Source organism: Pseudomonas sp. ICMP22404, assembly GCF_006227205.1.
Taxonomy (GTDB): Bacteria; Pseudomonadota; Gammaproteobacteria; order Pseudomonadales; family Pseudomonadaceae; genus Aquipseudomonas.
Genome location: NZ_VCNG01000004.1, coordinates 148,100 through 169,503 on the forward strand (window position 1 = coordinate 148,100; position 21,404 = coordinate 169,503).

The 21,404-nt window shown below is 59.7% G+C and carries 16 protein-coding genes; 4 read left to right on the top strand and 12 right to left on the bottom strand.

Going from position 1 to position 21,404, the window contains the following annotated elements; all coding sequences use genetic code 11:
• Positions 1-27 precede the first annotated feature (27 nt).
• The 10 genes from FGE05_RS08890 to FGE05_RS08935 all read right to left on the bottom strand — a co-directional run bounded on the left by FGE05_RS08890 (position 28) and on the right by FGE05_RS08935 (position 12,068).
• Complete coding sequence (locus tag FGE05_RS08890) at positions 28-1,371, bottom strand: DUF1329 domain-containing protein (RefSeq protein ID WP_139643983.1); 1,344 nt, start codon at positions 1,369-1,371, stop codon at positions 28-30.
• Between the two features lie 16 nt (positions 1,372-1,387).
• Complete coding sequence (locus FGE05_RS08895; protein ID WP_139643986.1) at positions 1,388-3,250, bottom strand: DUF1302 domain-containing protein; 1,863 nt, start codon at positions 3,248-3,250, stop codon at positions 1,388-1,390.
• 347 nt (positions 3,251-3,597) lie between these two features.
• The gene (locus FGE05_RS08900) at positions 3,598-4,437 is read right to left on the bottom strand and encodes an oxidoreductase (protein ID WP_139643989.1); all 840 of its coding nucleotides are present in this window, start codon (positions 4,435-4,437) and stop codon (positions 3,598-3,600) included.
• 92 nt (positions 4,438-4,529) lie between these two features.
• On the bottom strand, positions 4,530-5,741 hold the full coding sequence (locus FGE05_RS08905; protein WP_139643992.1) for an iron-containing alcohol dehydrogenase: 1,212 nt from the start codon (positions 5,739-5,741) through the stop codon (positions 4,530-4,532).
• A 60-nt stretch (positions 5,742-5,801) separates the two neighbouring features.
• Positions 5,802-7,418 (bottom strand): GMC family oxidoreductase, encoded by a 1,617-nt coding sequence (locus FGE05_RS08910; RefSeq protein WP_139643994.1) that lies wholly within the window; start codon positions 7,416-7,418, stop codon positions 5,802-5,804.
• 69 nt (positions 7,419-7,487) lie between these two features.
• Positions 7,488-8,705 (bottom strand): CaiB/BaiF CoA-transferase family protein, encoded by a 1,218-nt coding sequence (locus FGE05_RS08915; RefSeq protein ID WP_257225618.1) that lies wholly within the window; start codon positions 8,703-8,705, stop codon positions 7,488-7,490.
• Positions 8,705-9,193: a MaoC family dehydratase gene (locus FGE05_RS08920; protein ID WP_139644000.1), complete on the bottom strand. Its 489-nt coding sequence runs from the start codon at positions 9,191-9,193 to the stop codon at positions 8,705-8,707. The genes FGE05_RS08915 and FGE05_RS08920 overlap by 1 nt, the downstream gene beginning before the upstream one ends.
• Before the next feature lie 3 nt (positions 9,194-9,196).
• The gene (locus tag FGE05_RS08925) at positions 9,197-10,360 is read right to left on the bottom strand and encodes an acyl-CoA dehydrogenase family protein (protein ID WP_139644003.1); all 1,164 of its coding nucleotides are present in this window, start codon (positions 10,358-10,360) and stop codon (positions 9,197-9,199) included.
• Positions 10,357-10,845, bottom strand: a complete 489-nt coding sequence (locus FGE05_RS08930) for a MaoC family dehydratase (RefSeq protein WP_139644005.1) — start codon at positions 10,843-10,845, stop codon at positions 10,357-10,359. The genes FGE05_RS08925 and FGE05_RS08930 overlap by 4 nt, the downstream gene beginning before the upstream one ends.
• 41 nt (positions 10,846-10,886) lie before the next feature.
• Positions 10,887-12,068 carry a CaiB/BaiF CoA-transferase family protein gene (locus FGE05_RS08935; protein ID WP_139644007.1) on the bottom strand — a complete coding sequence of 394 codons (1,182 nt, stop codon included), beginning with the start codon at positions 12,066-12,068 and terminating at the stop codon, positions 10,887-10,889.
• A gap of 298 nt (positions 12,069-12,366) precedes the next feature.
• Between FGE05_RS08935 and FGE05_RS08940 the strand changes: the two genes are divergently transcribed.
• The gene (locus FGE05_RS08940; protein WP_176562993.1) at positions 12,367-13,140 is read left to right on the top strand and encodes an enoyl-CoA hydratase; all 774 of its coding nucleotides are present in this window, start codon (positions 12,367-12,369) and stop codon (positions 13,138-13,140) included.
• Between the two features lie 74 nt (positions 13,141-13,214).
• Positions 13,215-13,832, top strand: a complete 618-nt coding sequence (locus tag FGE05_RS08945) for a TetR/AcrR family transcriptional regulator (protein ID WP_139644013.1) — start codon at positions 13,215-13,217, stop codon at positions 13,830-13,832.
• A gap of 188 nt (positions 13,833-14,020) precedes the next feature.
• Here FGE05_RS08945 and FGE05_RS08950 read toward each other — a convergent pair whose 3' ends face one another.
• Together FGE05_RS08950 and FGE05_RS08955 are read right to left on the bottom strand one after the other, a co-directional pair.
• Positions 14,021-15,811, bottom strand: coding sequence for an acyl-CoA dehydrogenase C-terminal domain-containing protein (locus tag FGE05_RS08950; protein WP_139644016.1), 1,791 nt, complete (start codon positions 15,809-15,811; stop codon positions 14,021-14,023).
• 80 nt (positions 15,812-15,891) lie between these two features.
• Positions 15,892-16,827, bottom strand: a complete 936-nt coding sequence (locus FGE05_RS08955) for a CoA ester lyase (RefSeq protein WP_139644018.1) — start codon at positions 16,825-16,827, stop codon at positions 15,892-15,894.
• Positions 16,828-17,262: 435 nt separating this feature from the next.
• Between FGE05_RS08955 and FGE05_RS08960 the strand changes: the two genes are divergently transcribed.
• Together FGE05_RS08960 and FGE05_RS08965 are read left to right on the top strand one after the other, a co-directional pair.
• Positions 17,263-19,914, top strand: a complete 2,652-nt coding sequence (locus FGE05_RS08960) for a LuxR C-terminal-related transcriptional regulator (RefSeq protein ID WP_176562994.1) — start codon at positions 17,263-17,265, stop codon at positions 19,912-19,914.
• A 194-nt stretch (positions 19,915-20,108) separates the two neighbouring features.
• On the top strand, positions 20,109-21,359 hold the full coding sequence (locus FGE05_RS08965; protein WP_218938868.1) for an alpha/beta fold hydrolase: 1,251 nt from the start codon (positions 20,109-20,111) through the stop codon (positions 21,357-21,359).
• Positions 21,360-21,404 lie beyond the last annotated feature (45 nt).

The window sequence follows — 21,404 nt, forward strand, 5'->3', positions numbered from 1 at the left end:
TGCGCTTCGCGCCCTCACTCAACAAGCTCAGTTACGCTTCAGGACACCCGTGCTGAAATCCTCCAGGCCCAGCGCGGCGTTCCATTCGATTGGAGGTTCTTCGTTAGTCAACGCACTCGAGTAATAGCGACGCGACTGCAGGTCATACTGGCTGGTGCCTGCCATCCAGAACGTCGGCGCGTCGTAGTACTGCACGCCATACAATTCCTTGACCCGCCACAGCTCGCCGCGGCCGTCATATTGGTCGCCGTGGGCGATCTGCCAGGAATCTTCATCCACGAAGAACACGCGCTTTGCATAGATGTGGCTAGCCCCGGGCTTGAGGGTGCCCTCCACTACCCACACCCGGTGCAACTCGTAGCGCACAAGGTCCTGGTTTATCACGTTGGGCTTGATGATCTCGCTGTACTTCAAGCTCTTGTCGGTCAGCTTGTAGTTGTTGTAGGCGATATACATCTCTCGCGTGCCAAGCAACTTGAAGTCGTAGCGATCGGGCGCACCGTTATAGCCGTCGTAGTCGTCAGTGGTGGCCAGCGCATCCGACCCGGTCGAGGGATTGTCGTAGGCGATCTCTGGCGCGCGCAGCACGCGCCGTGAACCGGGGTTGTACACCCACGCCTTGCGCGGCTGCTTGACCTGGTCGATCGACTCGTGAATGAGGACGTTCTCGCCGGCGATGCTTGACGGCGCGGTGAAGGTCGCCCTGTACATGAACAACAGGTTCTCCGGCGGATGCTCCATCGAAATGGGATAGAACAGCCGCTCCACCGAGCGCAATGGCGTGAAAGCGCCATTGGCCTGGACCGGGAAGTTGGTCTGGTAGCGCACCACGCCGCGGGTGCGGTAGCGGAAGGCGTTGTTCCAGATCACCTCAACGCCGTTCTTGGGCAGCGGAAACGGCACCGAGCTCTTGGACACGTTGATCACGTTGTTGCCGCCATTCGCCGTATCGGCATTTGCCGCCTCGGCCTTCACCGCATCGTAGACAGTCTGCGGATAGCCCGCCGAACGTCGGGTCGGGTAGATGTTCATCTTGTACTCGGGATACTTCTGCAGCAGCGCCAGTTGCCCAGGTGCCAGCTTGTCCCGGTACTGCGCGGCATTGGCTGCAGTGATGGTGAACAATGGCTTGTCTGCCGAAAAGGGGTCGAGCCAGCCCTTTTTCACGTCGAAGCCAGCGGGAGGCTGGGTAATGCCGCCGTTCCATGGGGGGATGCTACCGTCGGCATTGCCGGCCATTTTTGCGCCTATAGGCGTCAAATCCTGACCGAGGTGCGCCAGTTCTTCAGGCGTTGCCTTGGCGAAGCTCGGCAGCGAAATGACCAGCAGGAATGCAGCCAGCGAGAAAGGTAAAATCATCTTGTTATGCATTGTCTTCTCCGCAATGTCAGAAGCTGGCACCAATGACCAGACCAAAGAAGTCACGATCATTCAGGTTGTCGAAATAGGCGTTGGTGTTGTAGTCGGTGTAACTCAGGTCGACGTAGTAGCGGCGCATGTAGTCGAAGCGAGCCCCGACACTCGCAACCGTGCGGTCTTCGATGAAGGTGCCATCGGCCGACCAACCCTTGAGGTCGCGCGAGAGAAACAGGCGCGGACGGACGGTGACGTTAGCAATCAGGGAGGGGTACTCGGCCTCTACCTGAGCGCGAACGCCATAGGCCTCGGTGGTGGCGTAACCATCCGTGCTGCAGTTTTTTGCCACTGCGTTGACGCTGCCGGCAAAACCACAATTGGCATCCCCCCCCAGGCTGGAATGAGCACCGACGCCGTACTCGAACGCGCGGCCATAGCGGACATCGGTTTTTGGATTGCCAATTCCAGCCCAATGCTGGTAGGCGAATTCCCCGGTAAGGCTGACCGACGAGGCGCCCAGCACGTTGCCGAAGCTCTTGATGGTCGAGAGGTTCAGCTGGGTCATGTCCTTACGGTCGTAGCCACGAATGATGCCGTCACTGGCAAGAGGCTGGTTGCGATCCGCCATTGGGCCTACGCCCGTTGCCGCGAGCAAGAACAAGTCCGTCCCCGAAACCGAGACGGGCACGTCCTTGTGAAACGAGAGCTCACCGGCCACTGCCCAGCCACCCAGCACCGTTGAGGCGCTGATGCCGGTGATCTTGATGTCCTCGGCTGAGTAGTCCCAGAACGCACTACCGAGGCCGTTGTAGATGGAGCCCGGGACAGTGCCATTGTCTCGCCTCACCGAAAGCGAGGGGGTATGGGTGTGATAGTTCACATGGTAGAGACCGAATTCGGTATCCAGTGAGTCGACATATTTCTTCAGGGCGACGCCATACTGACCAAGGTTGTCGGGTTTCTCGTCCGAGCGTTTCGAGAGCACGCTGTTGGGCACATTGCCAAGCCATTGATCGGCCAGAGAGACGGGAAGCGCCGGTACATGAAGTCCATCCGCCGAACAGTTGAGCGCTCCGGATGGCGACCAGTAGGTGCCGCAGCCATCGATGCTCGTGCGCTTCCACTCGAACTGGTAGAAGGCTTCCAGTTGATATTCATTGGGCAACTGAAAGGAGAACGAAACTTGTGGGATCGGAAGAATGGCTTCCTTGAGCAGCGTTCCCGGCTGGCGCAGGGCATTCACATCCAAGACCGAGTACGAATTGATGCCGGGTACGTATAGGCTCTCACCCCAGTTGACCGCGTGCTGACCGAGCTTCACTTCCCCGGAAACGCTATCGCCAATGTTGAAGCCGCTGTAGGTGTAGAGATCGAGTAATTCGACGCCCTTGAACTTGGACAAGTTGGTATCGAAGTCAGAGTCATCCAGGGGCTTGTTACTGTCATAACCGTTGTTGGGCGCCCCCAGGTTGGTGTCTCCGCGGTCGAGCCTGATGTTGTCCCACGCCTTGGCCCGGATGAAGACGCCCTGATCCTCCTTCTTCAGGTTCACCTCACCGATGACCCGCAGCAACGTGGTGAAGTTGTCCCCCTTGTCGAAGTTGAGAACGTTTGTGCTGCCCGTGTCAGTACTGTTGTTGCCCCCCGCGATCGGTCCCACCAGATCCTGATTCGGGCTCCTTGCCCGCCATCCCATGGTCAGCGAGGTATCCAGCGCCCAGATGGCTTGCAAACCGTTATCGAATTGGGTCACACCCGCCTGCGCAGCAGGCGCCAGCATGGCGACACATACCGCGATGGCGAGGGGCTGTTTTAACGGTTGCGCCTGACACTCTGTTCCAGAGGCCGCCTGCACTGACTGGGGGGCGTCACATTGCTTTCTATTCTTGTGCACGGTTCATCTCCCTTCTTCTTGTTGTGGAGAATCAGCAAACAACACAAATGCGGGCTCGGAGTTTCTGGCCTGCATCTCCGCCGGACTCACTAGGCCAAAAAGCTCAGTGGACGCCGCAGGATATAGCCCCCCTCCCACAGTGCTCCCCCCCCCTCTCGGGAGGGAGCGCCGCTACGTATCGGAATATCGGCCATCGCTCGCAGCCGCACGGCCACGCAGAAAAATCGGCGGTCGGCACTTGGCCGGCCGCCGGTTCGGGAGGCAGCAGAAGACGCACTAGACAAGGGAGAAAGGGAGGACGGATGGTCACCCGCCGTGCTGACATCACGGCGAGACTCGATGTTCGCTCAAGCCGACTTTACGGTCGACAATACGAGCTTGTCGAACACGCGGTCACCGAACCATTTTCTGATGCACATCATCGGTTTTGCATACTTGCCTGCGACATAGCGGGTCTTCGGCTTCCGGGCCTTGATCGCCTGCAGAACCAGATCGGTGATCACATCAGGGGAGGAACCACTGCCGGGGCTGTAGCTGGCGCGCGTCGCCTTCGCCAGAGCCTGCGCCATCCCCTGGTAGGGACCGGAGCCGGAACGCTTGAGCATCGGTTCCACCATGACATCACCAAACTCGGTTTCGATAACGCCAGGCTGGATGATGACCACATCGATGTTGAACGCGCTCAGTTCGATCCGCAGGCAATCCGACCATCCCTCCAACGCGTGCTTGGTGGCATGGTACCAACTGCCCAGCGGGGTATAGACCTTGCCGCCCATCGAGGAAATATTGATGATCTCGCCGCTCTTCTTCCTGCGCATCGAAGGCAGCACCCGTTGAGTAAGACGAGCCAGGCCAAACAGGTTAACCTCGAATTGATACCGGGCTTCCTCGATGCTGATGTCTTCCATCGCCCCGTACATGCCAAACCCGGCATTGTTGATCAGCACATCAACGCTGCCATGAGTGGTTTCTATCCGCTGGACGACCGCCTCCACATCGGCCTCGCGGGTGATGTCCATGCCCATCGTGAAGGCCCCTAGCTGCTCCAGGTCCTGCATCAGCTCGACCCGGCGAGCGACAGCGTAGACCGTCATCCCCTCGGCCAGCAGTGCTTTCACAAACGCCTTGCCCATGCCCGATGAGGCACCCGTGACCAGAACCACTTGTTTGTTTGATGCGTCAGTCATTTTTGAGCTCCTGTATATGCCACCGGTTCGGTTAAGCGAATAAATCGGATGCTTGGTGTCCTCATGCTGAAATGACGACAGATCCAAAGGCCTCAGGCAGCCCCCTTGATCTGATAGACCAGGCGTGCGCCTTCCTCGGCGTTCATGTATTTGGGCACCGCGAAGAAGGTGAAGGCCTCCGTCATGGCACGCTGCACGATCAGCCGCACGTCCTTGCTCTCGATTACAGGCAACGCGCCGGGGATATCGAGATCGCGCGACAGCAACCTGACCTCATCGATAAAACGCTGTGCCAACACAATGGACGACTCAGTCTCCTCGCCCGCGCCGATAAGCAGCGCCAGTTCAGCGAGTTGCGTGATCACCTTGTCTTTCGAAAACTGCAAGATGTGCGGCAAGATCACGGCATTGGCCAAGCCGTGGGGCACGTGATACAGGCCACCCAACTGGTGGGCGATTGCGTGAACGTAGCCCACTGCCACGTCGGAAATCGCCATGCCGGCATGATAAGAGGCGATAGCCATCGCTTCTCGGGCGTCTACATTGCTCCCCGACCGATAGGCCGTGCGCAAGTGCTTGAATACCAGGCCGATGGCCACGCGTGCGTTGATCCGCACCGACTCATTGGCGCGGGTACAGATGAAGGCCTCCACCGCATGGGTCAGCACATCCATGCCCGTCGCGGCGGTGACGTGGGGTGGCAAACCCAGCATCAAGTCAGGGTCCAGAGCCGTGGCATAGGGCACCATCTTGGTGTCGGCAACGGTGTACTTACGGCGCTGCTCGGTGTTGGCCACCACAGCGGCAATCGTGACTTCCGAGCCCGTACCGGCAGTAGTGGGCACGGCGAACAAGGGCAGCGGCCGCTTCTTGAGTTTGAACGCGCCCTCCATCCTGGCAATGGGCATATCGTTGGTGACACCGGCCGCGATAATCTTCGCCGCATCCATGGGCGAACCACCGCCGACGGCAAGCACCGCATTGGCCTCGAATGCCTTGGCTATGGCAATGCCGGCATTCATCTGCTGTTCGGTGGGGTTGGGTTCGACCTGGTCGAATACACGCACCTCCACACCCAGTCTCTGTAAGTGCTCGACGATCTGCCGGTGCAAGTCGAACTTGACCAGGGCCGCGTCCGTCACCAGCAGTACGCGGTCGACGCCATACCCCCTGATCAGTTGACACAGGCGAACCGAAGAGCCGCTTCCAGCAAATACCATCGGACGCGGATTGGGCATGAACCTGGCCGCTACGCCATAGAATTTCATCAGCATGCGGTGCCGCAGAACGTTCAGTAGAAACATTGGGGTCCATCTCCTTATCGCATTTTCATTGATCACACGGGTGGCTACGAGTAGCCGGGCTCAGCTATCGGCGAGCAACATTTCCGCGCCCTTCTCCGCAATCATGATGGTGGGTGCATTAGTGTTGCCTGAGGTGATGGTCGGCATGACCGAGGCGTCGATGACCCGCAACCTCTTGACGCCGCGCACCCGCAACCTGGGATCCAGCACGGCGCGCTCGTCCGAACCCATGCGGCACGTTCCTGACGGGTGATAGACAGTGCCCGCCGTGGTGCGCAGGTGGTGCAGCAGTGCCTCATGGGTATTGGCCGCGGGCCCGGGCTCGATCTCTTCGGCTATGCGCGACGCGATAGCGGGCTGACGCATAATCTGACGAATACGCTCCATCCCGCGGATCAAGACATTGATGTCGCGCTCATCGGACAGATAATGGGTGTCTATCAGGCTACGCTCACGAGGATCGGCAGAGGCGATACGAACCTGGCCACGGCTGAAGGGGCGCGTCTGGATTGCGGAAACGGTGATGGCGGGTATCTCATCGATTTCGACGACACCATCACTGTGAACGTGGAAAGACAGCGGTCGCATGGCCAACTGCAAATCCGCACGCTCGACCTTATTGCACGACTTGAAAAAGCCAACGATCTGAGAGGTTGTGGTATTCATCACCCCTCGCCCGCTGACCAGCCATTTCGCCGCCTGCAACGCCATCATGCCCTTGCTTCGCAACAAGCCGTTACGGCTGTCGCTCGGTTTGCGAACACGGAATTTCAGATGGCCGAACAGGTGATCCTGAAGGTTGCGCCCCACCTCCGGTGCGTTAGCTACCGGTGTGATGCCAAGTGAGCTCAGGTACGCGGCATCGCCAACCCCGGAGTGCTGGAGGATATGCGGGCTACCGATCGCGCCGGCAGAGAGAATGACCTCGCGCCGGCAGTTGACGACATTGATCTGCCCACTACTGTCCTCATACTCGACGCCCACGGCGCACCGCCCCTCGAAGATCACCCGTCGCACCAACCCGGCGGTGATGACGGTAAGGTTTTGCCGATGAGTCACTGGATGCAGGAATGCCCGCGCGGTGGATTGGCGACGACCACGATGGATGGTACCCAACAGATACCCGATACCCTCCTGGTGACCACTGTTGACGTCCTCGTTAAACGGCATGCCGGCCTGCCTGGCTGCCTGCATAAAGGCGCTCGAGGTGCCGTGAAGGTCCTTGATCCAGCTCAGTCGTAGTTCGCCGGTACGTCCATGGTGGGCTTCGCTGCCGCCCTCATCCAGGCATTCTGAACGTTTGAAGTAGGGCAACACCTCGTCCCACGACCAACCGGGACAGCCCTTTGCAGACCAGTCGTCATAGTCCTCACGCTGACCGCGCACATACATCATGCCGTTCACCGAACTGCTACCGCCCAGTGTCTTGCCTTGCAGCAGCGCAACGGAGCGGTCGGCAAGATGCCTGGTAGCACGCGTCAGGTTCGGCCAGACGTAACTCGGGTTGGCCAATACAAACCCGACACCCGCCGGCACGTTGATCCAGAAGTTTTTATCCGGCCCACCCGCCTCGATCAGCAAAACCTTGTGCTTTCCGGAGGCAGTAAGCCGGTTGGCCAGCACGCAGCCGGCCGAGCCTGCCCCTACCACGATGTAATCGAAGTGCTCAGCAGCCACGACAATCTCCTCTGCAAACCGGCCAGCTCAATCGAACAAGGCGAGCTGGCTCGAACTGAAATGGGCCAATCAACAGACGACCTTCTTCTCACGCAACTGCTGGATGGCTTCGGCACTGAAGCCCAGCTGCGCCAGGATCTCGTCGGTGTGCTCGCCCAGCAGTGGCGCACGGCGATGAACCCCGCCAGGCGTCACTGTCATCTTGACTGGGACCCCGGCAATCTTCGCAGGGGTCGCAGAGCCGGGCTGCTCGACCTCGGCGATCATGTCGCGACTGCGGAAATGCGAATCCTCGACGATGTCTTTTGCGCTATACACCGGTCCGTAAGCGATCTTGCCGCCCAGCAGCTCGGTCAACTTGCCTTTGCTGTGCAGCTGAGTGAAGGCCTCGATCGCACTGACCACCTCTTCCCGATTGCTGGCGCGGGCGTTGTTGTTCTTGAAGCGCGGATCGCTTGCCATCTCTGGCCGTCCCATGACCTGAGTGAGGATTTCCCAGAAGCTTTCATTGGGGCAGGCAATGGCAACCCAGCCGTCCTTGGCCTGGAACAGGCCGAAGGGGCACAGCAGCGGGTGATGGTTGCCCTCCGGCCCCGGGGCAACGCCACGGTAGGAGTATTGATGCACGATGCGCTCGCAGACCGACAGGATGCTGTCAACCATGGACACGTCGACGAACTGTCCCACGCCAGTGCGTCGTGCATGGTGGACGGCGGCAAGGATGCCGAACGCCATGTTCATGCCGGGGATGGTGTCGCCAATGCCGGGGCCGATTTTCAGCGGGGTCTGGCCATCAGGCCCGGTAATCCCCATGACGCCACCCATGGCCTGGGCCACGACGTCGAATGCAGGCCATTCGGCATAAGGACTCTCACCTGTGCGCGGGTCGCCAAAGCCACGAATAGTGGCATACACCAGGCGCGGATTTTCCTCGCGCAAGCGCTCGTACGAGAGGCCGAAACGCTCCATCACCCCGACACGGAAATTCTCCACCAGCACGTCGGCTGAACGCACCAGGTGCAAAAGGATCTCTCGCGCCTGCGGTTGCTTGAGATCCAGCGCGATTGAGCTTTTGTTGCGGTTGATACTCTGGAAGTAGCCGCCGAAGGCCTTGACCTCATCGTCCGCACGATGCGGCGGCATGGGACGGCTCATGTCTCCGGTCAGCGCCTCGACCTTGATCACCTCGGCACCATGGTCGGCCAACATCTGAGTGCCATAGGGACCGGCCAGCATCTGCGACAGATCGATGACCCGAAGGTCGGCGAGGGCTCCGCTGCGTTCCACTAGCGCTCCCCCCAGTGGCTGCGGCGCTTGATCAGTACGCTACGTTCGCCCTCCGCAACCACGACGTTGTGCTCGTTGACGCCGACGTGATGGAAGCGAACGATGCCAGCATCTTCACGATCCGCGTCGCGTAGCTCGAGTACTTTGGTCACGGCGTAGAGCGTGTCGCCATGGCCCACTGGCTTGGTGAACTTGATATTGTCCATCCCCAATTCTGCCAACGCATTCTCACAGGTGTCCTGCGTGGCAAGGCCGAAGACGATCGACAAGTTCACACCGCCATAGGAGATGATTCGGGGAAACAACTTGGCCCCGACCGTCTGCATGAAGTGCTCGTTGAAGTGCCCTTGGGCAGTGTTCATGACCAGGTTGGTGATCAAGACGTTCTCGACCTCTGAAACCGTCTTGCCGCGCATATGGCGCATGGTCTGCCCTACTTCGAAGTCTTCAAAGTAGGTATCACGACCGGTGAGTTTGGAAATCTGCATGGTTTACCCCTTGAGCAAATGATCGGAAATGATCCGCATCTGGATCTCCGATGTGCCTTCAAAGATTTTGGTCAGTCGCGCATCGCGCCAATAGCGCTCAACCGCGCAATGCGTGGTGTACCCCGCGCCGCCGTGAATCTGCAGGGCGTCACTGGTGACCCGTTCGGACATTTCCGAGGCGAACAACTTGACCATCGACGCCTCCTTGTCACAGCGCTTGCCAGAGTCGATCTGGGTGCATACGTGGTACATCAGTTGCCGAGCGGCCTCGATCTGCGTCGCCATGTCGGCCAGACGGAAACGGGTGAACTGGAAATCGCTGATCGGCTTACCGAACTGGACACGCTGCTTGGCGTACTCGATTGCATCCTCCAGAGAACCGCGCGCCAGACCGATCGAGCGCGCCGCCGTATGGGCGCGTGCGGTCTCCAGGCCGTGGGTGGCGAAGTAGAAGCCCTTGCCCTCCTCGCCCAGCAGGTTCGCGTGCGGCACGCGGCAGCCGTCGAAGGCGAGCTCCCAGGTCTTCCAGCCGTGGTAGCCGATCTTCGGAATCGGCGCCCCCTGGCAGTTGTCGGGCAACCGGCCGCGTGCTTTTTCGACCACGAATGCGCTGATACCCCTGTGCCTGGCCTCGGGCGAAGACGGCGGGCTGGTGCGGGCAAAGACGATGATGAAATCCGCACCATCGGCGAAGGTCACCCAGTATTTGTTACCCGTCAGTTCCCATTCGTCGTCGCTGACGCGTGTGGCGCGGCAGGACAGATTGGCCAGGTCAGACCCGGCACCAGGCTCGGACAGCGCCGCCGCGCCGAGAAACTCGCCACTCAACACGCGCGGCAACCAGCGCTGCCTCTGCTCGTCGGTGAGTATCTCGGGATGCAGAACATTGCCCCTGGCGAGCAGGCTAGCGACACTCATCCAGGCCCGTGACAGTTCCTCGGCGATCAGGCAGTACTCGATGCAGCCAAGTCCCATCCCGCCGTACTGTTCCGGCAGGAACATGCCAAACCAGCCCATCGCCGCCATCTCGTCGATCAACTCACGTGGCATCACCCCCTTCTCGGGATCCAGCGCGTTGGCCAACGGCAGCACGCGCTCCATGGCGAACTGACGCGCGGCCCCCTGGATCATCAGGCGCTCTTGCGTGAGATAACCGTCGCTGCTCATGCGGCCTTTCCTGCAATGCGAACCAGGTTGGTTCGCTCGAACTCGACGACCACCTCGCCACGCTGGTTGTAGCCGATGGTGCGCCATGTCACCGGGCCGCCCATGCCGTTGCTGGCCAGGCGCTTGCTCAGTACGACGCTCTTGGCATACAGGGTGTCGCCGGGATAGACCGGCTTGCCATAGGCCAGCTTACCGATGCCCAGGAACGGCCCACCGGCCTCACTGAGGTCCTCCACCGACAGCCCGACGATGGTGTTGAACACCAGCAACGGGTTGACCGGGGCACGCTCGAAGCCCAGCGCCTGCGCGTACTCGGTGTTGTAGTAGGTGGGGTTGAAGTGCAGCGTCAGGGTCGAGAACAAGGTGCTGTCTGCCTCGGTAAGCGTGCGACCCCAGTGATGCACGAACTCCTGTCCCACTTCGTAGTGCTCGAATACGTGGCCGCGCTCGCGCACGGGAGCGTTGCGCAGTTCTTCTTCAGTCATGTCACGTCATCTCCGTGAGTGAAAAACGAGTTATGGATGGGTCATCTGCCGCCTGATTGCGCCTCACAGGACGCGCCTTGGCGCGAGCCGAACAGGCCGTCCTGTGCCCATTGGGAAATACGTTCGGGCGATACGCCCAGGTTCGCCAACAGGCCAGCCGTGTCGTCATGGGGAGCCACGCACCCAGCCACGCCAGGTGTGCGACTGAATCGCGGAGCTGGCGCCGGTTGGAGCACGCCATCAATCTCGACGAAGGTGCCACGGGCGATGTTGTGGGGGTGCAACGGTGCCTCGTGGAAGTCCAACACCGGGGCAAAACAAACGTCTGTTCCCTCCAGTAACTGCACCCACTCGTCACGGCTACGCGTCGCGAATACCTCAGCCATTGCCTGCCGCAGTTCCGCCCAGCGTTGCTTCGCCCACTGCGCCTTGAACAGCACCGGGTCAAGCTGGCAGAGCTCGATCAATTGCTGATAGAACTGCGGTTCGATGGGTGCGATGGATATGTATTTGCCGTCTGCACAGGCATAACAGCCGTAAAAGTGGGCGCCGCCATCCAACAGGTTTTCTTCGCGTGATGTCGTCCACTGCCCCTGGGCGAGCATGCCGTAGTACATGGTTGACAGGCTTGCAGCACCGTCGCAGATGGCAGCGTCGACCACCTGGCCCTTGCCGGAGGTTCGCGTCTCGAGCAGCGCACACACCAGACCGAATGCCAGCATCATGGCACCACCGCCCATGTCACCGACCAGGTGCAGGGGCGGCATGGGTGGACGATCGGCTGACCCCATCGCGTGCAAGGCACCGCTCAGGGCAATGTAGTTGAGGTCATGGCCAGCACAGGTTGAAAGAGGCCCTTCTTGCCCCCAACCCGTCATACGTCCATAGACCAGCCGAGGATTGCGCTGCCAGCACTGCTCAGGACTCAGCCCCAGGCGTTCCATGACCCCGGGGCGGAAACCCTCGATCAGGGCATCGGCATTCTCGATCAAGGCCAGCACCACCTCGGCGGCTCCCTGCTGCTTCATGTCCAGCGCGATCGACTTGCGCCCGCGGTCAACCACGTTGCGCTTCATGTCGTCAAAGGCGGTGCTTTCCTGGGCCAACCTACGCTCGATGCGGATCACCTCCGCGCCCATGTCAGCAAGCATCATGGCGCAGAATGGGCCGGGCCCGATTCCGCCCATCTCGATGACTCGCAGCCCCACCAGTGGCCCTGCCATAGCGTCTCCTCGCACAAGTTGCAGCAGACCGGAAGTCGCTAATCCAGGCCGCACGATCAGTTCACAACCAAGGCTAGGCTCGACGACTGCAGGACACCCCTCCCTTGTCGGGAGGGGCTGCACCATGACCACTTGGGATCATATGGGAACCAGCGAGTCACGCAGATTTGCCAGGTGTGACCCGGGGAGGCAGGACGGCAACTTTCAACGGCAACGGTGATGCCCCTGGACCCGCCCAGGCCGAGCACCACGCATAAACACACACCATTATCTTGAAATGACGACGAGGAACATTGTCTTGGAATACGACTCCATTTTGCTCGACATACAGGGTCGGGTTGGCCTGATCACGCTTAACCGCCCCCAGTCGCTCAATGCCCTCAATAGCGATCTGATCGCAAAGCTGAACCGGGCACTCGATCACCTGGAAGCCGACCCCGGCATCGGTTGCATCGTGATTACCGGCTCACCTAAAGCCTTCGCCGCAGGCGCGGACATCAAGGAGATGGCCGGGCTGAGCTACCCGCAGATCTACCTGGACGACTTCTTCGCCGCAGCAGATCGCATCGGCAACCGGCGCAAGCCGCTGATTGCCGCGGTGGCCGGCTATGCCCTGGGCGGCGGCTGCGAACTGGCGTTGATGTGCGACCTCATCTATGCCGCCGACAACGCCCGCTTCGGCCTGCCGGAGCTGTCCCTGGGAGTGATCCCCGGCATCGGCGGCACCCAGCGGCTGACCCGGGCGCTGGGCAAGGCCAAAGCCATGGACCTGTGCCTGACCGGTCGGCAGCTAAACGCCGAGGAAGCCGAGCGCGCCGGCCTGGTGGCCCGCGTGTTTCCGGCGGCCGAACTGCTGGAGAAAACCCTGGCCGCGGCACACACCATCGCTGAGAAGTCATTACCGGCAACGATGCTCGTCAAGGAATGCGTCAACCGCGCTGAAGAGCTGGGCTTGAGCGAAGGCGTGCGTTTCGAGCGACGGGTTTTTCACTCGCTGTTCGCCAGTCATGACCAGAAGGAAGGCATGCAAGCGTTCATAGAGAAACGCCGACCTGACTTCCGCCATCGCTGAAAAGACAGTCCACGCCATAAGTCCCCTCCCTCCTGCAGGGAGGCCTGGTTTCTAACTGCGGACGGTCCGTCGCCATGCCTGCCTTTGAGAAGAACAACTACCCATCACGCCATGAGGCCGTTCGCCAGCAAGCCCTTCGGCTGTTCGCCAAGCACGGCTTCAGTCGAGTCAGCATTCGTGATCTTGCCGCCCATCTGGGCATTAGCTCCGGCTCGATCTACCAGTACATCGACAGCAAGGAAGTGCTTCTTTTCGAACTGATCGAGGCGCTCTACGAGAGCCTGCTACAGGCCGCCAGGCATAACCACCGACGTGTTGCCACGCCCGCCGCCCGCCTGCACGCCCTGTTTGATGCGCATCTGCAACTGCATGCCAGCATGGCCGAGTATTTCCATGTGGCGCAATACGAGTTGCACTGCCTGAGCGAGGCGCAGCAGGTGCGAATCCGCGAGCTGCGCGATACGTACCAAGACTGCTTCATAAAGGAAGTCGCCCTTCTCAGTGGTCAGCCTGAGAATCAGGCCCACCGCTCAGCTGTGAGGGTACTGATCGCCATGCTCAACCAGCTACCGACCTGGCTGGACGATATGGCCGCCACCGCCGAGTTCCGGCCCACTTGCCACGCGATGCTTCAAGCGGTACTGAATAGCGCATTGCGTCAAGGCAGTGTCCGGTTAGCTGAAAAAGCTTGAGTACGGCCCTGAAACGCAAGATGCCTGGGGGGAGATCGATACCTGCCCCCCTCCGCCGGCGTTGCCCCGGGGATCAACCTACTGGCCTGAGAACGCCCCGCTAAACTGGCAGGGCGTTCGGCTGGCAATGACTCTGCCTGGGCGAACCGCATTGCGCGGCCACAACGGAGGGTGACTTCAAGCATCGATCAGCATTGCAGAAAGAAACTCTCGGCCTCCAGGCTCATCAAGCTCGTCGCCCCCGCACGCATGGTCACAGCCAGCGTTTCTGTACGAGGCAGGATGCGCGCGAAGTAGAACTCGGCAGTGTGCACCTTGCCCCTGTGGAAATCCTGATCGACAGTGCCTCCAGCAAGCTTTGCCTTGGCGACGACGGTCGCCCTGGCCCAGAAGTAGGCCAGCAACAGGTAGCCGCAATACATCAGGTAATCCACAGACGCGGCCCCCATCTCGTCAGGATTGGCCTGGGCGACCTCACCAATCTGCTGGGTTAGCCTCTGCCATTGGGCCAGGCGCCCTTTCAGGCTATCAGCCATCGGATCGCCCGCATGGTCTTCACAGAACGCCAGCATGTCCTGGAGTACCGGGGCCATCAATTTGCCTTGCGTCGCCAGCACCTTTCGCCCCAGCAGATCCAGAGCCTGGATACCCGTCGTGCCTTCATACAGCGTGGCGATACGGCTATCGCGCAGATTCTGCTCCACACCCCACTCCTTGATATAGCCGTGCCCGCCAAAACACTGCACCGCCAGGTTGGCTGACTCGACGCCGGCCTCGGTCAGAAAAGCCTTGGCGATAGGGGTCAGGAAGGACAAGCGATCCTGGGCAGCGTGGACCTGCCGGGGGTCTTGACCATGATCGACATGGTCGACCAACAGTGCGCAATAGGCGACCAGCATTCGCCCGCCTTCGGCGAAAGCCTTCTGGGTGAGCAGCATGCGGCGAACATCAGGATGGACGATGATCGGGTCGGCAGGCGCATCGGGCCGCTTGGCCCCGGTCAACGAGCGCATTTGCAGGCGGTCGCGCGCATAGCCGGTTGACTTCTGCAAACCGAGCTCGGCATGGCAAACCCCCTGCATGGCTGTCCCCAGGCGTGCCGTGTTCATGAAGACAAACATGGCATTGAGCCCTTTGTTCGGCTCGCCGATCAGGTAGCCCTTGGCCGCGTCGAAATTCATCACGCAGGTGGCCGAACCCTTGATACCCATCTTGTGCTCGATCGAGCCGCAACTGAGACTGTTGCGCTCGCCCAACTGGCCTTGCTGCACATTGAACTTTGGCACCAGGAACAGAGAAATGCCTTTGGTCCCCTCAGGGGCGTCGGGCAAACGCGCAAGCACGACATGGATAATGTTGGATACCAGGTCATGTTCGCCGCAGGAGATGAAGATCTTTGTACCCGTGATGGCGTAGGAGCCGTCGACATTGGGCTGCGCCTTGGTTCGTAACAAACCCAGGTCTGTCCCGCAGTGCGGCTCGGTCAGGCACATGGTGGCGGTCCATTCGCCGCATACCAGGGGAGTGAGGAACTGCTCTTTCTGTTCGTCGCTGCCGTGGGCCAGCAGTGTGTTCTTCGCCCCATGCGTCAACGCTGGATAGGTATGCCAGGCCCAGTTGGCGGCACCGGTCATTTCGCCCGTCATGTAACCCAATGACTCCGGCAGACCCTGACCCCCGTATGCAGGATCAAATGCCATGCCCGGCCAACCGGATGCCATGTACTGCTGGTACGCCCCCTTGAACCCTTGGGGGGTCCTTACCTCGCCATCGTGCCAGGAGCAGCCCTCCCCATCCGCGCTTTGATAGAGAGGGACAAGCACCCCCTCGGCGAACTTGGCCATTTCGGTCGCAATGCTGAGCACCACATCTTTCGACAGTTCGGTAAAAGCCGGGAACTGACTCAGGTGCGCCTCGTAGTCCAGTAAATCAAAGTACACAAAATCAAAATCTTTGAGCGGGGCTTTATAGTCGTACATATCGGCCAGTTCGTAGTGAGCGCAGCCCCACATCGGTATCAACCGATGCGGGCCGCTGTCGGAGAGTCTCCAGCGATGAATCAGGCAACGCCTGGAATTTCAATGCCGTAGAACCTTGCCTGGTCTATTACCTGCTTGAGCAACGGCACCGCAGCGATATCCAGCAAGCCGCCTTCGGCGGTCTTGATTGCACCGATCCCCTGGGCCTTGGCAGCCTCGAACTCAGTCAGGTACCTGACCGCTGTTTCGACCTCTTGCCGCGAAGGAGAGAACTCCTCCATGGCCACCGGAATCTGTGTCGGATGAATGGCCCACTTGCCCACTCCTCCCAGGGTTTTGACCATGCGGCATTCGTTGCGATAGCCCTCCATGTCGGGAATCAGCGCCCAAGGCCCATCAACGAAGTCAGCTCCCGCCATGCGAGCTGCCACAGCGATGGCACTGCGTTGGTAGTGCCAGATGTCGCCTGGGTAGTAGCGCGGCTTACCGAAAGCATCCCGGAAGTCCACGCCCTGCGCGCGCGTATAGTCACCAATGCCGAACATCAGCGACTCCACCCGCGAGCTGGCCATTGCCAGTTCATTGATATTGGCCACGCCTTCGACTTCTTCGATGAGCAGCTCAAGACCGATCTTTTTCTCAAACCCCATCTTGAGTTCGATTTGCTCAAGAAAAGTCTCGACAAAGTGAACGTCGCGGGCATGCTTCACTTTGGGAATGATCAGGGTGTCAATGTTCTGCCCGGCCGCTTCGACTACCGTCACCAAGTCTTCATAGGCCCAGTGGCTGTCCAGACCGTTCATGCGAAAACAACGAACCGTGCTACCCCAGTCCATTTCATTGAAAGCGACGATCGCATTCTGCCTGGCCTCAGCTTTTTTGCTCGGCGCAACGGCATCTTCCAAATCCAGAAACACATGATCCACACCAGAACCAAGGGCTTTCTCGATCTTTCTGAGTGAGCTGGCAGGTACAGAGAGCTGGCAGCGACGGCGACGACGAACTCGATTGTTCACAGTGTTCTCCTATTGCATTCGAACGACAGCCAGCCAAGCAAAGCCGACGTGTTCAATCTGGTAGCGAAGGGGTGGCTGCCAAACACCCGCTACGCACCAAGGAGGTGTTCAGCGAACCATTACGGCAGCCCAGGTAAAGGCTGCGGTGATACTAGCGCCCCAAGATCGGGGTCCCCCCTCCCTTGCTGGGAGGGGGGGCGCCAAGGCAATACGGGGATAAACAACTTTCGAGGTTCACGCCCCCGTGTAAGATACCGAGGAGCGCTCGCGATACGACTCGGACAGGTGCCAAGTCTCCATAGAGGGCATGCCGCCTCATAACAACAACGAACAACAATGGCCTCAAGGCAAATGAAACAGTCAAACGCACCCATCATCCAGACCAAACTCTCCCCTCCGAGAATCACCGGATATCCCCAGCGCCGGGAAAGCCTCATGGCCAGCCTGGATGCCCGTCGAGACAAGCGCCTGACGCTGATCCTTGGCCCCGCAGGGTGCGGCAAGACCACATTTTCTGCGCTCTGGAGGCGAAATCTGGTCACCGCGGGCTACACCACCTGCTGGTACAACTTGAGCTATGAAGACGCCGACCTTTCTCAGTTCGTGGTCTATTTGATCTCAAGCCTGGCCGCCATTGGCGAAGGCTTCGGCAACAATGCCCTGACGCTCTACAGCGAATCCGACGGGCATTCCCTCGATGGCTTTGTCGCGGCATTGGTCAATGATCTTGCGAAGGTGGAGAACCCGATCTACCTGTTCCTGGAAGACTTCCATTCAGTCCTGAACTCCGAAGTATGCGTACTGGTCGATCGTCTGCTTGAGTTGGCACCGCCGGCCTTCCACATGATCATTACCTCCCGGACCAAACCGCAACTGAACCTGGTCAAACAGCGCGCCCAGGATGAGCTCAACGAACTGAGTTTCGCGGACTTGAAATTTACCCTGCAGGAAACCTACGCCTTCATACAACCTCACAATCTGGACTTGAGCGCCGCCCAGATAAGCCACCTGCACTTCATCTCCGATGGCTGGGCCGCCGGCCTGCAACTCATGGTCTATTCGCTGAAAAAGTCCAAGGACCCGGCCAGCTACATCAACAGGTTGCAAGGCACCTTGAGTGCGGAAAAGGAAGAAAGTCTTACCCTGTATATCGAGGAAGCCATCAACGCTACGCTTTCTCAGGAGGAGCTGGACTTTCTCGTGCGCACCTCGGCTTGCAAGCGCTTCAACAGCGAACTCTGCCGACAGATCACCGGCAATGAACGCGCGGCCTCGCTGCTGGAGCAATTCGAGGCAGACAACCTGTTCCTGATTCCTATCGATTTCGACGACGAACGCCAGTGGTACCGCCTTCACCGCACGTTCGCCAAGTTTCTCAATGAGAAGCTGCTGCGCAAACCGCACGACGAGCTAAAACGCATCAACCGTATCGCCAGCCAGTGGTTTGCCGACAAGGGGCTGCAGGTTGAAGCGATCCGTCATGCCATCTATGCCGGAGAGGTCGACACCTGCGTATCCCTGGTTGAGCAGTCGGCGCGCGACATGGTGGCACGAGCCCAGTTCCTGCAACTCTTGAAGTGGTTCGACCAATTGCCGAAAGAGCGCACCCGGGGGCGTTTGGATCTTCTGCTGAGCGTCGCCTGGGCACAAGTCGCTTGCAGCCGGCACCAAGACCTGGAGTGGACGCTGCGTGCCATCCAGGAACTCTCCGAAGTGTCTTCAGACGAGGTCAGGTTCGAACTGCAGATGCTGCACGCGCTGCAACTGGTACGCCAGGACGACACCAGCGCAGCCCTGCTGCTGCTCGAGCCCTATCTGCTCTCCCCTCCCGTCAAGGCCCGGCGCTTTGCCCTCTACTCGCTGTACCTGCTCTCGGGCCTTACCTTGCTCTACGCCGACGAGTTCGAGCGCGTCCGCGATCTCGCCCATTACAGCCGTATACACGTCGTGCGCAGCCTTACCGACGTAGCCACCCCCTTACTGGATGGTTGCGTGGGTCTCAGCTACCTGCTGCAGGGTGACGTGCGCCAGACGCGGGAAATGCTGAGCGCTTCACCGAAGCAAACACGCGGCGACTCCTACCTCACGGCCACTCCGGAAGCGTATTTCGCAGGATACCTGGCAGAGGCACATTACCATCTCGATGAACTGGCACAAGCCCATGAGGTGCTCTCCCATAGCGCCCCCCTGGTTGATCTGGTGGGGACTCCGGACAGCATGCTCTTCGCGCACCGAGCCGAGATGCACCTGCAATGTGCGCGCGGCAACTGGGACAAAGCCTTTGACATACTCAGGGATGTCGAAGAACTCGGTAGCAGGAGGCGGCTCGATCGGCTCTTGTCCTGGAGCCTGATGGAGCAGGTCAACCTGCAGATCGTGCGCAAGCACATCCCGGCAGCCAGGGAAGCGCTCCGACGGCTCGAACAACTGGCCAACCAGTACGTCGAGACCCGCAAATGTGCCCGTGCCGAAATTCCGCTCTTCGCCAAGGCCGCCCGTGCCGCTTTCGCAATGGCAGAGCGCGAGTACCAGCAGGCGAAGGATATCCTCGTTGCCCTGATTGCCGACTATCAAACACGGGGATACCTGTACCAAGTAGCCCTGATGAGTATTCGCTGCGCTCTTGCCCAGGAGCAACTCGGTGAGCGCGACGAGGCACTTCACTCGCTGCACAACGCACTGCGCATCGCCAATCAGAACTCCTTGCTGCGCTTGTTCATCGACAATGCACAGAGTGCAACGGGACTGCTGGAGGAGCTGACGCATGCAACAGGACTGACGACAGAGGAGCGTCAATTCGCCCACGACATGCTAGGCCGAATGCGCGAGCCTCTTGCCCGGCCGGACACATCGAACCAAAGCAGTCACTCAGTTCGCTCCCAGGATGAAAAAGCCGGATTGTCGGCCAAAGAGCTTGAAATCGTCGAGTTGCTATCCAAAGCCTTTTCCAACAAGAGCATTGGTCGCGCGCTTAATATTTCCGCTGGTACGGTCAAGTGGCACCTGAAGAACGTCTACGCCAAGCTGAACGCTGTATCGCGTGAAGATGCCGTCGTCAAAGCGCGTAACCTGAAGCTCATCCAATAACGCCGGGCATCGGCGCTACCCAGTGCGGTTTCTACCAACCGCCTTGCCTTTGACAAATCTGCCATTGACCTGCCCTCCCGCTTCGGGAGGGTACCAATCCTGTAGTCCCCTCAAAATTGGTGTACTGAACATCGACCACGACTGAGCAACTACCAAGTTCTCAGGCGCTGATACGCTCACCGAGAGGACTGTCCATGACTTTTAGCCACATCGATGCCGACACTTTCGCGAAACGCTGCAACGCGGATGGCGAATTCCAGCTAGCCGCGCGCTACTGGCAAGGCGGCTTTCACCTCGTATCTGAACATGATCGCCTGAGCATAGTCGTCGAAAATGGCATTCTCTCGGCGGGCGACCCTGGCAGCGGCCCCCAGGTCATGACCCTGAGCGGGTTATGGGATGCCCTCCTCGCTGCGGTGCCACCGCGTTTCATGAACGATCTGCATACCCTGATCGATATAGGCCTGATCGCCTATACCGGAGATTCCGTGTTACTCGCCCAGTACTACCCTGCCCTGATGCGCGCGGTAGAACTGTTGCGCCCCTCAGACCCGCGCACCTTGCATCAGCCAAGCGAGCCCACTCGCAGCCATACGCAATTCGACTCGCCCATCGGTCACTACATCCACCTCAATATCGAGGATCAGGACTACCGCATCTATTACGAAGAGGCTGGCCAGGGCATCCCCCTCTTATTGCAGCACACCGCAGGCAGCCATGGATCACAGTGGCGACACCTCTTCGAGTGCAAGGAGATCACCGATCATTTCCATTTGATTGCCTATGACCTGCCGTTCCATGGCAAGTCCATTCCTCCTGTCGGACCGAGGTGGTGGGCAGAGAAGTACAAACTGACCGCCTCGTTTGTCCGCGCCCTCCCCGTAGCCCTCAGTCGCGCGCTAAAACTCGACCGCCCGGCATTCATGGGCTGCTCCGTGGGAGGCGTACTGGCCCTGGATCTTGCTCGCTATCATTCGGAAGACTTCCGCGCAGTCATTTCTCTGGAGGGCGCGCTGAAGATCGACTATGACGTCGACAAGCTATTCGCGCTCTGGCACCCGCAGGTGAGCAATGAATACAAGGCACGGGCCATGAACGCACTGATGAGCCCCACCTCGCCAGAGGCTTACCGCAAGGAAACAGGCCAGGTCTATGCGGCAGGCTGGCCGCCCCTGTTCATTGGCGACCTCAACTACTACATGGTTGAATACGACCTGCGTAGACAGGCCGGGCTGATCGACACCCGTAAAGTTGGAGTCCATATCCTGTCTGGCGAATACGATGCCAGCGGCACGGTTGAGGCCGGGAGGGAGGCCCATGAAGCCATTGCAGGTTCCACCTTCGTTGTCATGAGCGACGTTGGGCACTTCCCCATGAGTGAGAACCCAGAGAAGTTTCTAACGTACCTCCTGCCTGTGCTGGAGACGGTTCGCAACGAACGTTGAACGAAGCGACCTGGCTGTATTCAGCCAGATGCTTGCGGTGCCGCA

Bases quoted from the DNA above. Each gene is read 5' to 3' on its own strand.
- FGE05_RS08935 (WP_139644007.1), bottom strand. From the start codon at position 12,068: ATGGCAGGGCCACTGGTGGGGCTGCGAGTCATCGAGATGGGCGGAATC.
- FGE05_RS08960 (WP_176562994.1), top strand. From the start codon at position 17,263: ATGGCCAGCCTGGATGCCCGTCGAGACAAGCGCCTGACGCTGATCCTT.
- FGE05_RS08920 (WP_139644000.1), bottom strand. From the start codon at position 9,193: ATGCAGATTTCCAAACTCACCGGTCGTGATACCTACTTTGAAGACTTC.
- FGE05_RS08890 (WP_139643983.1), bottom strand. From the start codon at position 1,371: ATGCATAACAAGATGATTTTACCTTTCTCGCTGGCTGCATTCCTGCTG.
- FGE05_RS08905 (WP_139643992.1), bottom strand. From the start codon at position 5,741: ATGTTTCTACTGAACGTTCTGCGGCACCGCATGCTGATGAAATTCTAT.
- FGE05_RS08945 (WP_139644013.1), top strand. From the start codon at position 13,215: ATGCCTGCCTTTGAGAAGAACAACTACCCATCACGCCATGAGGCCGTT.
- FGE05_RS08930 (WP_139644005.1), bottom strand. From the start codon at position 10,845: ATGACTGAAGAAGAACTGCGCAACGCTCCCGTGCGCGAGCGCGGCCAC.
- FGE05_RS08965 (WP_218938868.1), top strand. From the start codon at position 20,109: ATGACTTTTAGCCACATCGATGCCGACACTTTCGCGAAACGCTGCAAC.
- FGE05_RS08950 (WP_139644016.1), bottom strand. From the start codon at position 15,811: ATGTACGACTATAAAGCCCCGCTCAAAGATTTTGATTTTGTGTACTTT.
- FGE05_RS08925 (WP_139644003.1), bottom strand. From the start codon at position 10,360: ATGAGCAGCGACGGTTATCTCACGCAAGAGCGCCTGATGATCCAGGGG.
- FGE05_RS08900 (WP_139643989.1), bottom strand. From the start codon at position 4,437: ATGACTGACGCATCAAACAAACAAGTGGTTCTGGTCACGGGTGCCTCA.